The organism is Bradyrhizobium sp. S3.2.6 (genome assembly GCF_040546885.1).
Classification (GTDB): domain Bacteria; phylum Pseudomonadota; class Alphaproteobacteria; order Rhizobiales; family Xanthobacteraceae; genus Bradyrhizobium; species Bradyrhizobium cytisi.
Genome location: NZ_JBEPOS010000010.1, coordinates 171,506 through 187,955 on the forward strand (window position 1 = coordinate 171,506; position 16,450 = coordinate 187,955).

The window sequence follows — 16,450 nt, forward strand, 5'->3', positions numbered from 1 at the left end:
CATGAGGAACCTGTATTTCGGCATCGGCGCTCTCGCCGGCGCGCTGGTTCTCCTCACGGTTTGGCTGGGCCAGCACGAACGCCAGGCGTCAATCGATCGCCTCGAGCAATGGGAGCTTCCGCGCTCACCTGAGCGCTAGAGCATGATGATCAGGCTCGATGTGGCAACGAGTGAGATGCGCTCCCTCCCTCGCTTGCGGGGGAGGGTTGGGGAGAGGGTGTCTCCACAACGGGACAGTCCCCAAGAGGAAAGAACCCTCACCCGGCGCGCAGGACGATGCTTCGCATCGCCCGGGCGCGCCGACCTCTCCCGCAAGCGGGAGAGGTGAACGAGCCCGCGGCCGGTTGATTCAGCCTAAAGCCATTCCGCTTTAGCGGCGATGTCACCACTGGCGGGCACGCCACTGCCGCCGGCGTTGGCGGCGGCAGTGATGTGAGTGGTGACGATCAACGCTTGGGTAGCGACGCCATCACTTCGCCCGCGTCTCCGTCTTCGAGGCAAGGTGTGACGGTCAACGGGAGCAGGTCGGACCATTGCGCGAGCCAACGATACATGGCTTTGGGATCACTCGATTCAGAGATCGCAAATCCCTGTCCGTTCATGCCATGCCAGCGCCCCAACATCTTGACGCCTTCGGGTGGTGCGCCGCCGGTTTCTAGAAATCGGGCGACTGCTGCATTGAAGGTGCCTTGGGGTACACTCCAGGTGGTTATGAATTTCATGCGATTCTCCCATAACTGGAATTATTGGATGAATGCCGCGGCTGCGCCGCCTGCGCACGATAGCGCCTGCGCATCGAATAACAAAGGCGGATGAATGGGTGCGTTGGTTTGATCCAGGGCGCGGTTCTCTGACACCGTCGCGATCTTCTGCGTCTGGCGCAAAGCGAGCCTGGTCGCATGTCGCAAAGCGTTGGAAGCGCCAAAGGCAGGCGTTCGTACTCTGCGAGTTAATCATGTCGATCGCAACGTGTAGCTTATGAAAATTGAAGACAGCGGCGCACAAAGGCAGCCGGTTTCGGCCGTTCTTTAGGCCCATTTCAGCCAAACTGATATTGGTTTCTCATTGCCCGGGGCAGGTCTTCAATTTCGGAGTCCTGCAATGTTCAAGCAAGTTCTTTCTGCGTGTTTCTTCTTTGCCGTTAGCTCCATCGCCTCGGAAGCACGACCGTACCACCTTCAACAAGCTTCCGAATGCAATGTGACCATGCCCTGCGACTTCTCGTATTCGCAAACGCGCCGCGAGCGAGTGTCCAGGAGCTCACTGCAGGCGTACCGTTCGATGCGACTGACAGTGACTGACGCCGGTGGCGACGCCGCGGCGGCGAATGTCTCCGGCGCGCAAATCGTCGGCGGCAGGCCGGCCGGTTGCCCGTCGTCCTTCTGCGGCTGCGGCGCGGCCCTGCGCGTGTTTGGTCATATCGTGCCGGAATTGAATCTCGCGGCCAACTGGCTGCGCTTTCCGCGGACATCGCCGGCGCCGGGAATGGTTGCGGCGCGACACGGCCACGTCTTCGTCCTGGAGCAGCCCCTGGGAGGCGACATGTGGATGGCCTATGATGCCAATTCGGGCGGCCATACCACGCGCATGCACGCGCGTTCGCTGCGGGGCTACACCGTGGTCAACCCGCGCGGCTGAAACGACGGGGAGGGTGCCCGGCCTTCATCACAGCCGCAGCACCTTCCCCGGATTCATGATGTTCTGCGGGTCGAGCGCGCGCTTGATGGTGCGCATGATGTCGAGCTCGGTCTTGGAGCGGTAGTGGCTGAGCTCGTCGAGCTTTTCGATGCCGATGCCGTGCTCGGCCGAGATCGAGCCGCCCATGGAGGTGATGAGATCGTTCACGGCCCGTGTGATCGCGGCGGTGTATTGGTTCAGGGCCTGCTGATCCATACCCTTCGGCCCCATGAACGAGAAATGCAGATTGCCGTCACCGATGTGGCCCAGCGGATAGGGGCGAATGGACGGGAGAATATCGAGCGCGGCCTCGAGCCCCTTGTCGATGAACTCCGGAATTTTGGAGATCGCCACCGACACGTCGTAGCTGAGCCCCGGACCCTCGGCGCGTGAGGCCTCGGCCATGGCCTCCCGGATGCGCCACATGTTGCGCGATTGACCGACGGTCTGCGCGATCGCCGCGTCGAGCACGCGACCGGCCTCGAGCTGGTCGGCGAGAAACTGCTCCAGCTTCTCGGACATGCCATCGGCCCCGTCCTGCCGCGGGCGCGAGGACGACCATTCAAGCAGCAGGTACCACGGCGTATCCGCCTTGAGTGGATCCTGGACGCCGGGGATGTGGCGCATCACAAGGTCGACGGCCGCACGGCTCAGCAGCTCGCAGGACCCGACATTGTCCTCGGAGGCCGCATGCGCGTCGGACAGGATCTCCAGCGCCGCGCGCGGATCGCGGACAGCCAGCCACGCCGTGGCGACGTCCTTCGGCGCCGGCCATAGCTTGAGGACGGCCTTGGTGATGATGCCGAGCGTCCCCTCGGCGCCCATGAAGAGGTGCTTGAGGTCGTAGCCGGTGTTGTCCTTCTTCAGCGCACGCAATCCGTTCCAGACCTCGCCGTTCGGCAGGACGACCTCGAGCCCGAGCGCGAGGTTGCGCGCGTTGCCGTAGCGCAGCACCTGCACACCGCCGGCATTGGTCGAGAGATTGCCGCCGATCATGCAGGAACCCTGGGCGCCAAGGCTCAACGGCAGGAACCTGTCGTGCTCGGCCGCGGTCTCCTGAAGCGTCTGCAAAACGCAGCCGGCCTCGACCGTCATCGCATAGCCGACGGGATCGACGTCCAGCACGCGGTTCATGCGGCCCAGCGACAGCACGATGCCGGTGTGTGCAGGCCAGGGCGTGGCGGCGCCCATCAGCCCGGTGTTGCCACCCTGCGGCACGATCGCGACGCCGTGCTCATGGCAAAGCCGGACCACTTTCGAGACTTCCTCGGTGCTGCCAGGACGTATGACGGCCCCGGCGCCACCAGCCAGCAGCCCCCGCCAGTCTGTCACGAACGGCTGCTTGCCGTGCTCGTCTTCGATAATGCCCTTCGCACCCACGATCGCGCGCAACGCGTCGCGTAGCTGGGCGGTCAAAGGCGCGGTCGGAATGGCGGGTACGGGCGACGGGAAGGCAGTCGGCATTTTGTTTCCCCTGGCGCATCTTGGTGTGCACTGCGCGCGCGAAGCGCTTGGACCGCATTGTCCACGTTTGGGCCGCGAAGTCTATCGGCAACACTTGAACGATTTCAGCAAGGCGGTTGTCACATGCCCGCGCCCGTCGGGCAAAACACCCTGTCAATCCCTCCGCGTAAAAACATTCTTGTTTACCGAAATTCGGTTATAGCGCATATTGCGTCCATCCTGCCCGCCGCAAGGGGCGTTTCGCGATCGTCACGGGACGCGGGCAGGGAGGCGGTGGCCGCGACTGCGTCGGCGCGCATTCCAGGCTGCAGGGCGGGGCTCCTTCAGGGGTGTTCCGTGAGCAGCATGAGCGCGGCACGACACGGCGCTGACAGCGTCTTCGTCCGGCCCGGATGGCGAGCGCACGCCAGCCATCGGGGCGAGGGGCGGAGATGTGCGCGGACGGCAAAATCGTGTGGTCCTGGCGCCCGGAGCCTGTGCGTCAAGTCTTGTGGTGATGTGCGCTGTCCAACCGGGCTCGCAGACCAGTCATCCGCAAGGTGACGGGGGCAATAGTGCATCGCTCCCCGGGGAGAGCGCGACATAAGCCGTAAAGCCATTCGCGCAGGGAAGGCCGGGCGTTCCGGCGTCACCTGTTGTCCACCCCGTGCGCGTTTTTCCGCACACGGGACGCGGGTGCCAGCCGGCGCCCGGCCTTCCCTGTGCCCTTTCCATCAGAAGGGCGCGAAGATGAGAGCAAAGCTCGGGCGAAATGAGCCGCGAGGATGCGAAGGTGTGTCTGCAAGCGAAAATGCGAATTGGGTGAGCGCAACGATGCGTCATACTCCGTCATTGCGAGTGCAGCGAAGCAATCCAGACTGTCTCCGAGGAAAGACTCTGGATTGCTTCGCTGCGCTCGCAATGACGATGGGAGGCAGCTCTCGTTCCACGCTCGATCAGGCTCGCAATGACGAGGAGAATAGGACTACGACGCGCTCTCCGTCTCCCGGTGCACGTCGTGCACCACGAGCCCCATGCCTTCGTCTGGCATCTTGATCCAGTCGCGGCGCTTCAGGGTGCGCTTGGTGTCCTCGTACCCGCTCGTCCAGTGCTCGCGCATCGAGGTGCCAGAGAATTCGTGGTCCTTGGCGTCGCCTTCATAGGCCTTCTGCTGGTAGATCAAATGCAGGATCGCGATCTCCGGCATGTTGCGCAGGCTCGTCTTGAGGCTGCGATCCTCGTCGGACAATTGCTCGTCCGGAATCTTCGCGAGCGCCTTGTAGAGCAGCACCTTGAGATTATGCGTGCGGCGGTAGACGTCGGTATTGTGGCGGGTGCGCGAGGAATACATGATGTCCTTGTGGCGGGCCATCACATCCTGGATCGAGCGCGGCAGCACGCCGCGCGCGCTGAACAGGTCGACCTGGAACACCAGCGAATTGAGCGCGTCCTCCTGGTCGAGCAGATGCTGCAGCGGCGTGTTGGAGACGATGCCGCCGTCCCAGAAATGATCGGTGCCGATCCGCACCATCGGCAGCGCCGGAGGCAGCGCGCCGGACGCCATGATGTGCTCCGGCTCGATCTCGTCATGGGCGTTGTCGAAATAGATGAAGTTGCCCGAGAGCACGTTGACCGCGCCGACCGCGAAGCGGATCTTCTTCTCGTTGATGAGGTCGAAGTCGACCAGCTCCAGCAAGGTCGCCTTGAGTGCCGCCGTGTCGTAATAGCTCGTCGCTGTTCTGGCGCCGACGGCGCTGAACCAGGGATTGACCTGGTGCGGGGTGAAGAAGCCCGGCTGGCCCATCGCGGACGTCATCCAGGAGCTATAGAGGTTGCGCCACTGGCGGAAAATGTCGCCGTCGGGCGTGTAGTGCCAGATCTTGCGATTGGTGATGCGCTCCCAGAACACGCGCAGCGCATCGAGCCGCTTCTCCGGCCTGTTGCCGGCGATGATCGCCGAGTTGATCGCGCCGATCGAGACGCCGGTGACCCAGTCGGGCTCGATGCTGGCCTCGTGCAGCGCCTGGTAGACGCCGGCCTGGTAGGCACCGAGCGCGCCGCCGCCCTGCAGGACCAGCGCGACGCGGTCGCAGCGCTCCGGCCGCCAGCCCCGTGCGGGCGGCTGGCGGGTCTGATGTGTCTGTTGCGACGTCTGTGTCGCCTGCGACGTCCGGGCGTCCATGATGATGCCTCCTGCCTTCATTGGACGATTGCGGCCGGTGGTGACGGCGTGATGACAAAGCCGGCCGATGCATCCTTTGCATGCAGGTCAGTTGGGGCGGGAATGGCAGGAGGTCGTGCGGCTGACGGAAATCGTCACACCGCAGTCAATGACGGCGGCTAGCAATTTGGGTAAAGTCGGAACTTGCCGGACATCACAGCATCACCAGAGGAGACAGCGATGCGCAGGGAAGATTTGCTGAGGCTTCCGTCCATGCCGGCCGCCGGGCCGAGCTATCCGGCCGGGCCGTACCGCTTCGTCAACCGCGAATTCCTCGTCATCACCTACGAGACCGATCCGGACCTGATCCGTGCCGGCCTGCCTGAGCCGCTGGAGCCGATCGACCAGCCGATCGTGCACTACGAATGGATCAAGATGCCGGACTCCTCCGGCTTCGGCAGCTACACCGAGTCCGGCCTCGTGATTCCAGCGCGGCTGCACGGCGAGGAGGTCAACTTCGTCTCGCAGATGTATCTCGACGATGATCCGCCGATCGCGGCCGGCCGCGAGATCTGGGGCTTTCCCAAGAAGTACGCCCATCCAAAACTCGAGATCGTCAAGGACACGCTGACGGGCACGCTTGAATATGCCGGCCAGCTCGTCGCCATGGGCACGATGGGCTACAAGCACGAGAGCATGGCCGGCAACGGCGATCTTACCCGCGCCACGCTGTCGAAGACGCAGATCAATCTGAAGATGATCCCGGGCGTCGACGGAAATCTCGAGGTCTGTCAGCTCGTCGCCATCAACCTGATCGACATCGTGCCGAAGGGCTCCTGGATGGGTCCCGGCCGGCTGCATTTGGTGCCGCACGTCAACGCCCCGGTCGCGGATTTTCCGGTCCGCCGCTGTATCGGCGCGCATCACTACATCGCCGACCTGACGCTGCCGTTCGGCCGCGTGGTGCACGATTACATCAAGGAAGCGGAGACTGAGGCTGCGACGGGGTTGGCGGCGGAGTAGGGCGGCGCGCCATCATCAAACTGTAACACTGGCGTAATTGACTGCACCGGAGGACCCGGAGGAGGCCAGTAACGGCCCCCGGGCATGGGCTGCAATGATTTGGGGTCAGCATGGCCGAGCCGGCAAAGCTTGTCAGCGCGACATCGGATGTCGCGCCTGTCATTCCTGGACTGGTGTGGGCGTTTCGTTTGCATGGTGACGGCAGCGCCGAGGCGCTGCCGATCGACCAGCCGATCGAGTTCAGCCGTGATGGCCGGCTCTGGCTGCATTTCAATTTGACAGATGGTCGCGTGCGGCCGTGGATCGCGACATCACAGCTGCCGCCCCTGGCGCGCGATCTTCTGTTGTCGAGCGACACGTTCCAGCAGCTTCACGTCATCGACCATTGCGTCTACGGCGTGTTCTCCGATCTCGTCCGCGACATCGATGCTGCTACGGAAGAGACCGCGTTCCTGCGCTTCGCAATGACCGAGCATCTCTTGGTCTCGGGCCGCCATCAGGCGCTGTGCTCGGCGGATGCGACGCGGCGCGTCCTCGAAGGCGGTTATCGCGTCGACAATGTCGCCCATCTCCTGGAGAAGATCGTCGACGAGGTCGCCGACACGCTCGATCGCATGGCCGACAAGCTCGGCCAGGAGATCGACGGCATCGAGGAACGCATTCTCGCCGACGACGCCAAGCCGGAGATGCGCCGCACGCTCGGAAGGTTGCGCCGGACCTGCGTGCGGCTGCACCGCCAGCTCACCGGCCTGCGCGTGCTGTTCCATCGGCTCGACCAGAAGAACACCGATCATCTGTCGCCCGGCTTGCGCATCCAGGCCGGCAAGCTCGCCCAGCGGCTCGACGGTCTCGACCACGACATCGTCGAGCTCCGGGAGCGCAGCCGCCTGCTCGAAGAGGAGCTGCGCTTCAAGAACGAGGAGGAGAGCAACAAGCACCTCCACACGCTCTCGATCGTGACGACGCTGCTGCTGCCGCCGACGCTGATCACCGGCATCTTCGGCATGAACACCAAGGGCCTGCCGCTCACCGACGTGGACGAGGGCTTCCTCTGGGCGGCGGCGCTGATGGTGAGCTCGATCGGCCTTGCCTACCTGTTCATGCGGCGCACCGGCATCTTCAAAAAGTAGCGCATGCAAGCCGGTGTCAGCCGTGAGTGGGATTGCCCAGACATTTGCGTTGCAACGTTCGGTCGTGATCGCGGCGATGTTGCTCGCGAGCACCGGCGCGTTCGCCGGCGCCAAGGATGAGGGCGCTGCCGACTGGCTGTTCCCAAAATGGTTCAACGAGTGGCATGACGGTCTCGCCAACAAGGGGCTCAATTTCGGCGCGACCTACATTGCCGACAACATCGGCAATGTCTCGGGCGGGGTCTCGCGCGGCGCCATCCATTTTGGCCGGCTCGATCTCTCGGTCGACGCCGATCTCGACAAGCTCGTCGGCTGGACCGGCGGCCGCATCTTTGCCAATGGCTACATCATCTACGGCCGCGGGCTCAGCCGGAATTACATCTATAATCTCGCCACCATCAGCGAGATCGAGGCGCTGCCCGACCAGCGGCTCTACAACGCCTATTTCGAGCAGAGCTTCTTCAACGACCGGCTGAACATCAGGGCCGGCCAGCAGGCGGCCGACGTCGAGTTCTTCGACAGCCAGACCGATGACCTCTTCATCAACGGCACCTTTGGTTGGCCCGCGATCAAGGCGTCAAACCTCCCGGCCGGCGGCCCGGCGCCGCCGATCGCGGTGCCCGGTATTCGCGTCAAGGCTCAGGTCGCGGACAACGTCACCGTCTTCGGAGCGGTGTTCAACGGCAATCCAGCCGCGCCCGGCGGCGGAGATCCGCAGACGCGCGACAATCATGGTCTGGCGTTTCGCGTCAATGATCCGTCCTGGCTGATCGGGCAGGTCCACTTCGACTATCATGTCGACATCGGCGGAAGCACGCTTGCCGGCAATGTCACACCCGGAGGCTGGTATCATTTCGGCGACTTCGACAGTCAGCGCTTCACTGCGGACGGCTTCTCGCTCGCAGACCCGGCCGGATCCGGCATTCCGGCGAAGCTTCGCGGCAATTACGGAATCTATGCGGTCGTCGAGCAGGCCCTGTGGCGGCCGCCGGGGACAGAAACCGAAAAGACCGTGTCGGCCTCGATCCCCGGCGTCACCGCCTTCGGCCGCGTCGCCTACAGCCCGCCCGACCGAAATCGGATCGATCTTTATCTGGACGGCGGCGTCGGCTTTGTCGGCTTCACGCCCGGCCGTCCGCTCGACCGGTTCGGGATCGGCGTGGCCTATATGCGGATTTCGGGCGCAGCACGAAGCCTCGACGTCGATACGCAGTTTTTCAACGGCATCCAGAGCCCGGTGCGCAGCAGCGAGGCCTTGCTCGAAATCATCTACGAGGCGCACATCAGGCCGGGCTGGCTGATCGCGCCTTACTTCCAATATGTATTCAGACCGTCGGGCGGCATCCCGAACCCGAACGATCCGACCGGCGTGTCGCGGATCGGTGACGCCGCTGTGTTCGGCGTCACCACCACGATCAGGTACTAGGCCATCGCGGGTTTTGCTTGCGGCTTCGGCTGCCGCGACAGTGCCAGCACGATCAGCGAGGCGAACACACAGAGCGCGCCGGCCACGAAGAAGGCGGGCAGGTAGCTTTGCAGCAGCGTCCGCGACAGGCCCGCGCCGAAGGCGGCGGTGCCGGCGCCGAGCTGATGGCCGGCAAAGATCCAGCCGAACACCAGATTGGCGCGTTCGGGCCCGAATTTCTGCGCGGTCAGCCGCACCGTCGGCGGCACGGTCGCGATCCAGTCGAGGCCGTAGAACATCGCGAAGATCGACAGGCCATAGAACGAGAAATCGCTAAAGGGAAGGAAGATCAGCGAGAGCCCGCGCAGGCCGTAGTACCAGAACAGCAGGAAGCGGTTGTCGTAGCGGTCCGACAGCCAGCCCGACATGATGGTGCCGAAGAAATCGAAAATGCCCATCGCCGCCAGCAGGCTCGCCGCCTGCACCTGCGGGATGCCGAAATCGAGGCACATCGGAATCAGATGCACTTGCACGAGGCCGTTGGTCGAGGCGCCGCAAACGAAGAACGTTGCAAACAGGATCCAGAACGCGCTCGACTTCGAGGCGTCGCGCAGCGTGCCGAGCGCAACACCCGTGATCGAGCCGTGGTTCACCGGTGGTGCCGGCAGCGGCTCGGTGCCTTCGTCGCCGAACGGACGCAGGCCCAGATCGCTCGGGCGATCGCGCATCACGAGCAGCACTGCCAGTGCAGAAACGCCGAGCATGATGCAGACGAAGCCGAGCGCAAGGCGCCAGCCGAAGCGTTCGGTGAGGCTTGCGAGCAGCGGCAAGAACACGAGCTGGCCGGTAGCGACGCTCGCGGTCAGGATACCGACGACCAGGCCGCGCCGCGCGGCAAACCAGCGCGTGGAGATGGTGGCGCCCAGCACCAGCGCGGTCATGCCGGTGCCAATGCCGATGACAACGCCCCACAACGCCACGAGCTGCCAGACCTGCGTCATGCCGAGCGAGAGCACCAGCGCCGAGACGACGATGAGCTGCGCGGTCAGCGTGACGTTACGCAGGCCGTAGCGGTTGAGCAGGGCGGCCGCGAACGGCGCCATCAGCCCGAACAGGATGAAGCGGATCGAGAGCGCCGAGGAGATCTCCGCCGTGCTCCAGCCGAACTCCTTCTGAAGCGGAACGATGAACACGCCGGGCGCGCCGACCGTGCCGGCGCTGATCAGTGCGGCGAAGAAGGTTACGCCGACCATCACCCAGCCGTAGTGGATGTTGCGACGGCCGAGTGCGGCCGAAAGCCAGTTCGAGATCATTGCCCCTCAATCCAGGTTGGCGGGTTTCGGGCGACCCGCGTCATTGTTGTAATCTGGCACGGAAACGGGAGGTCTGAAATGACAGACTTCCCTCAATTCAGGACGTCGCGGCCGCTAGTGCGCGAGACGTTCCACCGCGATCGCAGTGGCCTCGCCGCCGCCGATGCAGAGTGCCGCAACGCCGCGCTTGAGGTTGTTGGCCTCGAGCGCATGCAGCAGCGTCACGATCAGCCGTGCGCCGGTGGCGCCGATCGGATGGCCGAGCGCACAGGCGCCGCCATTGATGTTGAGCTTTTCGCGGGGAATGCCGAGATCGCGCTGCGCTGCCATCGCGACCACTGCGAACGCTTCGTTGATCTCAAAGAGATCGACATCGCCTGCGCTCCAGCCGACCTTCTCGAGCAGCTTGCGGATCGCCGGGATCGGCGCGGTGGTGAACCATTGCGGCTCCTGGCTGTGGGTGGCATGCCCCTTGATCACGGCGAGTGCGGGCAGGCCGTTACGATCGGCGAGCGAGCGCTTCGTCAGCACCAGTGCGGCGGCGCCATCGGCATTGGCGGAGGAGGCCGCGGGCGTGATCGTGCCGTTGGCACGGAACGCCGGCTTCAATCCGGGAATCTTGGCTGGGTCGACCTTCAGTGGGTGCTCGTCATTGGCAATCACGCGCGGCCCGGCCTTCTCGGTCAGCGAGATCGGTGCGATCTCCCTCTTGAAGGCACCACCCTCGACCGCCCTGCGCGCGCGGCTCAGCGTCTCCATCGCATAAGCGTCCTGGTCCTTGCGGGTGAACTGATAGGCCTCGGCCGTCGCCTCGCCGAAATCGCCCATGGAGCGGCCGGTCTCGTAGGCGTCTTCCAGGCCGTCCATCATCATGTGGTCGATGATGCGGTCGTGGCCGGCGCGATAGCCGCCGCGCGCCTTCGCCAGAAGATACGGCGCGTTGCTCATGCTCTCCATGCCGCCGGAGACGACGATCTCGGCGGAGCCGGCGCGGATGATGTCGTGCGCCAGCATGGTCGCCTTCATGCCGGAGCCGCAGACCTTGTTGACCGTGGTCGCCCCGGTGGCGTCAGGGAGACCTGCGCTCCGTGCCGCCTGGCGCGCCGGTGCCTGGCCCTGGCCTGCGGGCAGCACGCAGCCCATGAACACCTCGTCGACCTTCTCGGGCGCGAGCTTGGCGCGTTCCAGCGCCGCATTGATCACGTGCGATCCGAGCTTGTGCGCGGCAAGCGGCGACAACTCGCCCATGAAGCGGCCGAGCGGGGTGCGGGCGGCGGAGACGATGACGACGGGATCGGCGGCTTCGGCCATGACGAGACTCCCTGGCGATGGCGACTGAGATTATGGTCATCATATGATGCGGCGCAAAAAATGCAACCGCGCGAGCATGAGAAATTGTCGTGGATTGGATGAGAATTGGTCGTTCGAACGGAGGAGTCGCTACCGCTTCCGGTTCACAAACGCCTGCATCAGCCGCGTGGGCTCGTCCGTCAGAAACGACTCGCCGAACACCTTGACGCTCAAATTCACCGACTCCGTCAATGGCAGCTCCTCCCATTGCCGCAGCAGCGCCTTCTGCGAACGCAGCGCCTCGGGGCCGCATTCGAGCAGCGCGTTCACGAGATGCTCGATCTCGGCATCCAGTCCGCCGGCCGGCGCGATTCTGTCGATCAGGCCCCAGGCCAGCGCCGTCGGCGCGTCGATATTCTCCGCGGTCATCACCAGCCAGCGCGCGCGGGCCCAGCCGATCAGGCGCGGCAGCAGCGCGGCGTGGATCACCGACGGAATGCCGACGCGCACCTCAGGCATGCCGAAATGCGCATCATGCGCGGCGATGCGGAAATCGCAGGCCGCGGCGACTTCGAGCCCGCCGCCGAGGCACCAGCCGGGCAGGCGCGCGATCACGGGGGCCGGGAAGTGGCGTACCGCTTCGCAGAGATCGCGCAGGCGGCTGATGAACGCTTCGGCCGATGTCTGGTCGAGCTTGGCCATCTCCTTGATGTCGGCGCCGCCGATCATGCTCTTCTCGCTCTGGCCGCGTAGCACCATGATTCGGATGCTGCGGTCGCTGGCAAGCTTTTGCAGGCCTTCGCGCACTGCATCGGTCACGGGCGATCCCAGAATATTCAGCGGGCCGGCATTGCAGATCGCGACATGGACGACGCCACGGGCATCGCGCGTCACGCCGCAGTGGTTGTTGAGCATTTCCATCGTGGGATCTCTGAGTTTCGTGGATGCGCGCGGGCGCACCGGTCGGGTTCACTTCCGGGCCGAAATGCATTGCTTGTCAAGCGGGCATAGGCGGTGGAGTTGCCAGCGCGAAGTCCGCAGCATAGTATGATATTTATCATACAAAGGGATGGACATGACCGAACTCGCTCAACTCGACCTGTTTTCGCCAGCGCAGCGGCGCGAGCGCGTGGTGGATTGGCAGGTGCCGGCGCCGGTTGCGAAAGCGGCCATGGGCCTTTCCGGCATCGACGCCATGCGCGGCATCCGCGACGGCTGGCTGCCGCCCCCACCCTTCGCCAAGCTGATCGGTTTCGTCATGGCCGTGGTCGAGCCGGGCCGGATCGTGATGGAACTGGAGCCGCGCGAGGATCTCGAAAATACCATCGGCCTCCTGCACGGGGCGACCGCCGCCGCGCTCCTCGACACCGCCATGGGCTGCGCGATTTCCACGCGGCTGGAGGCCGGGCAGTCGTCGGTGACGCTCGACCTGAAAATGACCTTTCTGCGTCCGCTCTCGGTCCGGTCGGGGCTGATCTCGGCCGAAGGCAAGATCATCAAGCTGGGGCGCCAGAGCAGCTACACCGAAGGTTTCGTGCGCGACGGCAAAGGCGCCCTCGCAGTCCATGCAACTGCAACCTTTTCCATGATCGGCAACAATTTTACCGGGAATTAATGCGCCGCCGGACCGATATTCGTGTTATGAGATGACCTCCGACATCCAATGAGAGCCGCATGCGCTATTCCCGGGAACACAAGCAGGAAACCCACGACCGCATCGTGAAGAAGGCGTCCGTGCGGCTGCGCGAAAAGGGTGCCCACGGCATCGGCGTCGCCGACCTCATGAAGGAGGCGGGCCTCACCCATGGCGGCTTCTACGCGCATTTCGATTCGCGCGAGGCGCTGGTGATCGAGGCCTTCGGCTACGCCATGGACCGCGCAATGGAGCACTGGCGCAAGCAGTCCGACCAGGTCGCGCCCGAAAAGCAGCTTGCCCAGATCGTTGAGACCTATCTCTCCACATTGCACCGCGACAATCCCGGCCACGGCTGCTCGATCCCCGCGCTCGGCGCCGAGATCGCCCGCGAGAGCCCGAAGACGCGAAAAGCCTTTGCCGGCAAGCTCGACGAGATGGTCGAGATGATCACCGATTTCATCCCCAATTTGCCGCGCAAGGCCGCGCGCAAGCAGGCGATCGCGACGCTGGCCACGATGGCCGGTACCATGCTGCTGGCGCGGATCGCCGGCTCCAGCGAGCTGTCGGACGAGGTGCTGAGGGCCGGGAAGGACAGCGCGCTTGAGGGTGCGCGGCGCGAGCCTGCGAAGGCTGCACCGGCCAAGAAGAAGCAGAACTAGAGCGGTGCGGTAGGGTGGGCAAAGGCGCTCTTGCGCCGTGCCCACCATCTCTCCGCGTTCGCGTTTGGCAATGGTGGGCACGCTTCGCTTTGCCGCACCCTACGGGAGCCGCGTCTACCGCCCCGCAAACAACGCCCGCTCGCGCTCCACGATCTCGCCGATGTAATCCGCCACCGCCCTGATCCGCGCGAGATCCTTGCTGTCGGCGTGCATCAGCATCCAGAACGTGCGCGTGATCGAAACCTCCTCCGGCAGCACCGCGACAAGCTGCGGATAGTCGCTCGCCATAAAATGCGGCAGCACCGCGATGCCGAAGCCTGATAGCGTGGCGTTGAGCTGCGCGATCAGATTGGCGCTGCGGAAGCGCGCGGAGATGCGCGGCGACACCTGCGGCAGATAATCGAGCTCGGGCGTGAACAGCAGCTCGTCGATGTAGCCGACGAAGCGGTGCTGCGGCAGCACCTCGCGCGAGGCGATCTTCGGGAAACGGTCGAGATACGCCGGTGAGGCATAGAGCCCGAGGCGATAATCGAGCAGCTTGCGGCCGACGATGCGGCCTTCCTTCGGCATGGTCAGGCTGATCGCGATATCGGCCTCGCGCTTGGAGAGACTGAACAGCCGCGCGGTGGCTACAAGTTGCAGATCGAGATCAGGATAGCGGTCGGCGAAGGGCGCCAGCCGCGGTGCCAGGAAGGCGGTGCCGAACCCGTCAGGCGCGCCGATCCGCACCGTCCCGGTCAGTCGTGCCACGGAGCCGCCGACCTGCTCCTGGTTGGCGACGATGGTGGATTCCATCGCCTCGGCGCTGTCGGCGACGCGCTGGCCGGCCTCGGTGAGGAGGTAGCCGGTCTTGCGCCGGTCGAACAGCTTGGCTGAGAGGTGCTTTTCCAGCCGGTCCACACGGCGGATCACCGTGGCATGGTCGACGCCGAGCTGTTTTGCCGCAGCCGACACCGAGCCGCCCCGCACGATGGCCAGCACGAAGCGGAAGTCGTCCCAGTCGATGTGACCTTGATCCAGCATTTTCGCACATCTATGGTGCATTATCTCAGACTTGAATCCTATAAAATGCAGGTCGATAGGATTTGTCAAAGCGGATCAGGCCTGAAGGAGTTCATTCCATGCGCGCAGTCGGACATTTCATCGGTGGCAAGGAGGTCAAGGGCACCTCGGGCCGCACCGCCGACGTTTTCGAGCCGATGACCGGTGATGTCCAGGCCAAGGTCGCACTGGCGTCCAAGGCCGAAGTCCGCGCCGCGGTCGAGAACGCGCGCGCAGCACAGCCCGAGTGGGCCGCGACCAACCCGCAGCGGCGCGCCCGCGTCATGACGAAATTCGTCGAGCTGGTGCAGCGCGACTACGACAAGCTCGCCGAGTTGCTCGCGCGCGAGCACGGCAAGACCGTGCCCGACGCCAAGGGCGACATCCAGCGCGGCCTTGAAGTCGCCGAGTTCGCCTGCGGCATCCCTCATCTGATGAAGGGCGAGTACACTGAAGGCGCCGGCCCCGGCATCGACATCTATTCGCTGCGCCAGCCGCTCGGCGTCGTCGCCGGCATCACGCCGTTCAACTTCCCGGCGATGATCCCGATGTGGAAATTCGCGCCCGCGATCGCCTGCGGCAACGCGTTCATCCTCAAGCCGTCCGAGCGCGATCCCGGCGTGCCGATGATGCTTGCCGAGCTGATGATCGAGGCGGGCCTGCCGGCCGGCATCCTCAACGTCGTCAACGGCGACAAGGAAGCCGTCGACGCCATCCTCGACGATCCCGATATCAAGGCCGTCGGCTTCGTCGGCTCCACGCCGATCGCGCAATATATCTATGAGCGCGCCGCCCAGACCGGCAAGCGCTGCCAATGCTTCGGCGGTGCCAAGAACCACGCCGTCATCATGCCGGATGCCGACATGGATCAGGCCGTCGACGCTCTGATCGGCGCGGGTTACGGCTCGGCCGGCGAGCGCTGCATGGCGGTTTCGGTCGCCGTGCCCGTCGGCAAGACCACCGCGGACCGCCTCATGGAAAAGCTGATCCCGCGCGTCGAGTCCTTGAAGATCGGCACCTCGATCGATCCGTCCGCCGATTACGGTCCGCTGGTCACGCGCGAGGCGGTCGAGAAGGTCAAGAGCTACATCGATATCGGCATCAAGGAAGGCGCGACGCTCGCCGTCGACGGCCGCGGCTTCAAGATGCAGGGCTACGAGAAGGGCTTCTATCTCGGCGGTTCGCTGTTCGACAACGTCACCAAGGACATGCGGATCTACAAGGAAGAGATCTTTGGCCCCGTGCTCTCGGTCGTGCGCGCGCACGACTACAAGGAAGCGCTGGCGCTGCCGTCCGACCATGACTACGGCAACGGCGTCGCCATCTTCACCCGCGACGGTGACGCCGCGCGCGACTTCGCGGCCAAGGTCAATGTCGGCATGGTCGGCATCAACGTGCCGATCCCGGTGCCGATCGCCTATTACACCTTCGGCGGCTGGAAGAAGTCGGGCTTCGGCGATCTCAACCAGCACGGCCCGGACTCGATCCGCTTCTACACCAAGACCAAGACGGTGACCTCGCGCTGGCCGTCCGGCGTCAAGGAAGGTGCGGAGTTCTCGATCCCGCTGATGAAGTAATCTCCTCGGCCGTCATTGCGAGGAGCCCGCGACAAAATTGCGAAGCAATTTTGCGCTGGTGCGACGAAGCAATCCAGCATCTTTCCGCGGAGGCG

The 16,450-nt window shown here is 64.4% G+C and carries 14 protein-coding genes; 7 read left to right on the plus strand and 7 right to left on the minus strand.

Going from position 1 to position 16,450, the window contains the following annotated elements; genetic code table 11:
- Positions 1-446: 446 nt before the first annotated feature.
- A complete protein-coding gene (locus tag ABID58_RS19690) occupies positions 447-722 on the minus strand; it encodes a DUF3303 domain-containing protein (protein ID WP_018319867.1) in 276 nt (91 codons plus the stop codon).
- 379 nt (positions 723-1,101) lie between these two features.
- Here ABID58_RS19690 and ABID58_RS19695 point away from each other — a divergent pair, with 379 nt between their 5' ends.
- Positions 1,102-1,638, plus strand: coding sequence for a hypothetical protein (locus tag ABID58_RS19695; RefSeq protein WP_354034004.1), 537 nt, complete (start codon positions 1,102-1,104; stop codon positions 1,636-1,638).
- Between the two features lie 27 nt (positions 1,639-1,665).
- Here ABID58_RS19695 and ABID58_RS19700 read toward each other — a convergent pair whose 3' ends face one another.
- Positions 1,666-3,141: an FAD-binding oxidoreductase gene (locus tag ABID58_RS19700; RefSeq protein ID WP_354034006.1), complete on the minus strand. Its 1,476-nt coding sequence runs from the start codon at positions 3,139-3,141 to the stop codon at positions 1,666-1,668.
- Positions 3,142-4,105: 964 nt separating this feature from the next.
- Entirely contained in the window at positions 4,106-5,302 is a 1,197-nt protein-coding gene (locus ABID58_RS19705; RefSeq protein WP_354034007.1) for a patatin-like phospholipase family protein, read from the minus strand.
- Positions 5,303-5,521: 219 nt separating this feature from the next.
- Here ABID58_RS19705 and ABID58_RS19710 point away from each other — a divergent pair, with 219 nt between their 5' ends.
- The 3 genes from ABID58_RS19710 to ABID58_RS19720 all read left to right on the plus strand — a co-directional run bounded on the left by ABID58_RS19710 (position 5,522) and on the right by ABID58_RS19720 (position 8,860).
- Positions 5,522-6,304, plus strand: coding sequence for an acetoacetate decarboxylase (locus tag ABID58_RS19710; RefSeq protein WP_148749441.1), 783 nt, complete (start codon positions 5,522-5,524; stop codon positions 6,302-6,304).
- 110 nt (positions 6,305-6,414) lie between these two features.
- On the plus strand, positions 6,415-7,434 hold the full coding sequence (locus ABID58_RS19715) for a transporter (protein WP_354034009.1): 1,020 nt from the start codon (positions 6,415-6,417) through the stop codon (positions 7,432-7,434).
- A 22-nt stretch (positions 7,435-7,456) separates the two neighbouring features.
- Entirely contained in the window at positions 7,457-8,860 is a 1,404-nt protein-coding gene (locus ABID58_RS19720) for a carbohydrate porin (protein ID WP_354034010.1), read from the plus strand.
- Here ABID58_RS19720 and ABID58_RS19725 read toward each other — a convergent pair.
- The 3 genes from ABID58_RS19725 to ABID58_RS19735 all read right to left on the minus strand — a co-directional run bounded on the left by ABID58_RS19725 (position 8,857) and on the right by ABID58_RS19735 (position 12,363).
- Entirely contained in the window at positions 8,857-10,152 is a 1,296-nt protein-coding gene (locus ABID58_RS19725; protein WP_354034011.1) for an MFS transporter, read from the minus strand. The genes ABID58_RS19720 and ABID58_RS19725 overlap by 4 nt on opposite strands.
- A gap of 114 nt (positions 10,153-10,266) precedes the next feature.
- Complete coding sequence (locus ABID58_RS19730; RefSeq protein ID WP_354034013.1) at positions 10,267-11,463, minus strand: acetyl-CoA C-acyltransferase; 1,197 nt, start codon at positions 11,461-11,463, stop codon at positions 10,267-10,269.
- A gap of 129 nt (positions 11,464-11,592) precedes the next feature.
- Positions 11,593-12,363: an enoyl-CoA hydratase gene (locus ABID58_RS19735; RefSeq protein ID WP_354034014.1), complete on the minus strand. Its 771-nt coding sequence runs from the start codon at positions 12,361-12,363 to the stop codon at positions 11,593-11,595.
- 154 nt (positions 12,364-12,517) lie between these two features.
- Here ABID58_RS19735 and ABID58_RS19740 point away from each other — a divergent pair, with 154 nt between their 5' ends.
- Both ABID58_RS19740 and ABID58_RS19745 read left to right on the plus strand, forming a co-directional pair.
- Positions 12,518-13,057: a PaaI family thioesterase gene (locus ABID58_RS19740; RefSeq protein WP_354034016.1), complete on the plus strand. Its 540-nt coding sequence runs from the start codon at positions 12,518-12,520 to the stop codon at positions 13,055-13,057.
- Positions 13,058-13,116: 59 nt separating this feature from the next.
- On the plus strand, positions 13,117-13,737 hold the full coding sequence (locus ABID58_RS19745) for a TetR/AcrR family transcriptional regulator (protein WP_354034018.1): 621 nt from the start codon (positions 13,117-13,119) through the stop codon (positions 13,735-13,737).
- 114 nt (positions 13,738-13,851) lie between these two features.
- Here the strand turns inward: ABID58_RS19745 and ABID58_RS19750 are convergent, their stop codons facing one another.
- Complete coding sequence (locus tag ABID58_RS19750) at positions 13,852-14,760, minus strand: LysR family transcriptional regulator (protein WP_354034020.1); 909 nt, start codon at positions 14,758-14,760, stop codon at positions 13,852-13,854.
- Positions 14,761-14,858: 98 nt separating this feature from the next.
- Between ABID58_RS19750 and ABID58_RS19755 the strand changes: the two genes are divergently transcribed.
- On the plus strand, positions 14,859-16,355 hold the full coding sequence (locus ABID58_RS19755; RefSeq protein WP_148749448.1) for a CoA-acylating methylmalonate-semialdehyde dehydrogenase: 1,497 nt from the start codon (positions 14,859-14,861) through the stop codon (positions 16,353-16,355).
- Positions 16,356-16,450 lie beyond the last annotated feature (95 nt).

Excerpts from the sequence above, each read along its gene's own strand:
- ABID58_RS19690 (WP_018319867.1), bottom strand. The coding sequence starts at position 722 with ATGAAATTCATAACCACCTGGAGTGTACCCCAAGGCACCTTCAATGCA.
- ABID58_RS19695 (WP_354034004.1), top strand. The coding sequence starts at position 1,102 with ATGTTCAAGCAAGTTCTTTCTGCGTGTTTCTTCTTTGCCGTTAGCTCC.
- ABID58_RS19700 (WP_354034006.1), bottom strand. The coding sequence starts at position 3,141 with ATGCCGACTGCCTTCCCGTCGCCCGTACCCGCCATTCCGACCGCGCCT.
- ABID58_RS19705 (WP_354034007.1), bottom strand. The coding sequence starts at position 5,302 with ATGGACGCCCGGACGTCGCAGGCGACACAGACGTCGCAACAGACACAT.
- ABID58_RS19710 (WP_148749441.1), top strand. The coding sequence starts at position 5,522 with ATGCGCAGGGAAGATTTGCTGAGGCTTCCGTCCATGCCGGCCGCCGGG.
- ABID58_RS19715 (WP_354034009.1), top strand. The coding sequence starts at position 6,415 with ATGGCCGAGCCGGCAAAGCTTGTCAGCGCGACATCGGATGTCGCGCCT.
- ABID58_RS19725 (WP_354034011.1), bottom strand. The coding sequence starts at position 10,152 with ATGATCTCGAACTGGCTTTCGGCCGCACTCGGCCGTCGCAACATCCAC.
- ABID58_RS19730 (WP_354034013.1), bottom strand. The coding sequence starts at position 11,463 with ATGGCCGAAGCCGCCGATCCCGTCGTCATCGTCTCCGCCGCCCGCACC.
- ABID58_RS19735 (WP_354034014.1), bottom strand. The coding sequence starts at position 12,363 with ATGGAAATGCTCAACAACCACTGCGGCGTGACGCGCGATGCCCGTGGC.
- ABID58_RS19740 (WP_354034016.1), top strand. The coding sequence starts at position 12,518 with ATGACCGAACTCGCTCAACTCGACCTGTTTTCGCCAGCGCAGCGGCGC.
- ABID58_RS19745 (WP_354034018.1), top strand. The coding sequence starts at position 13,117 with ATGCGCTATTCCCGGGAACACAAGCAGGAAACCCACGACCGCATCGTG.
- ABID58_RS19750 (WP_354034020.1), bottom strand. The coding sequence starts at position 14,760 with ATGCTGGATCAAGGTCACATCGACTGGGACGACTTCCGCTTCGTGCTG.
- ABID58_RS19755 (WP_148749448.1), top strand. The coding sequence starts at position 14,859 with ATGCGCGCAGTCGGACATTTCATCGGTGGCAAGGAGGTCAAGGGCACC.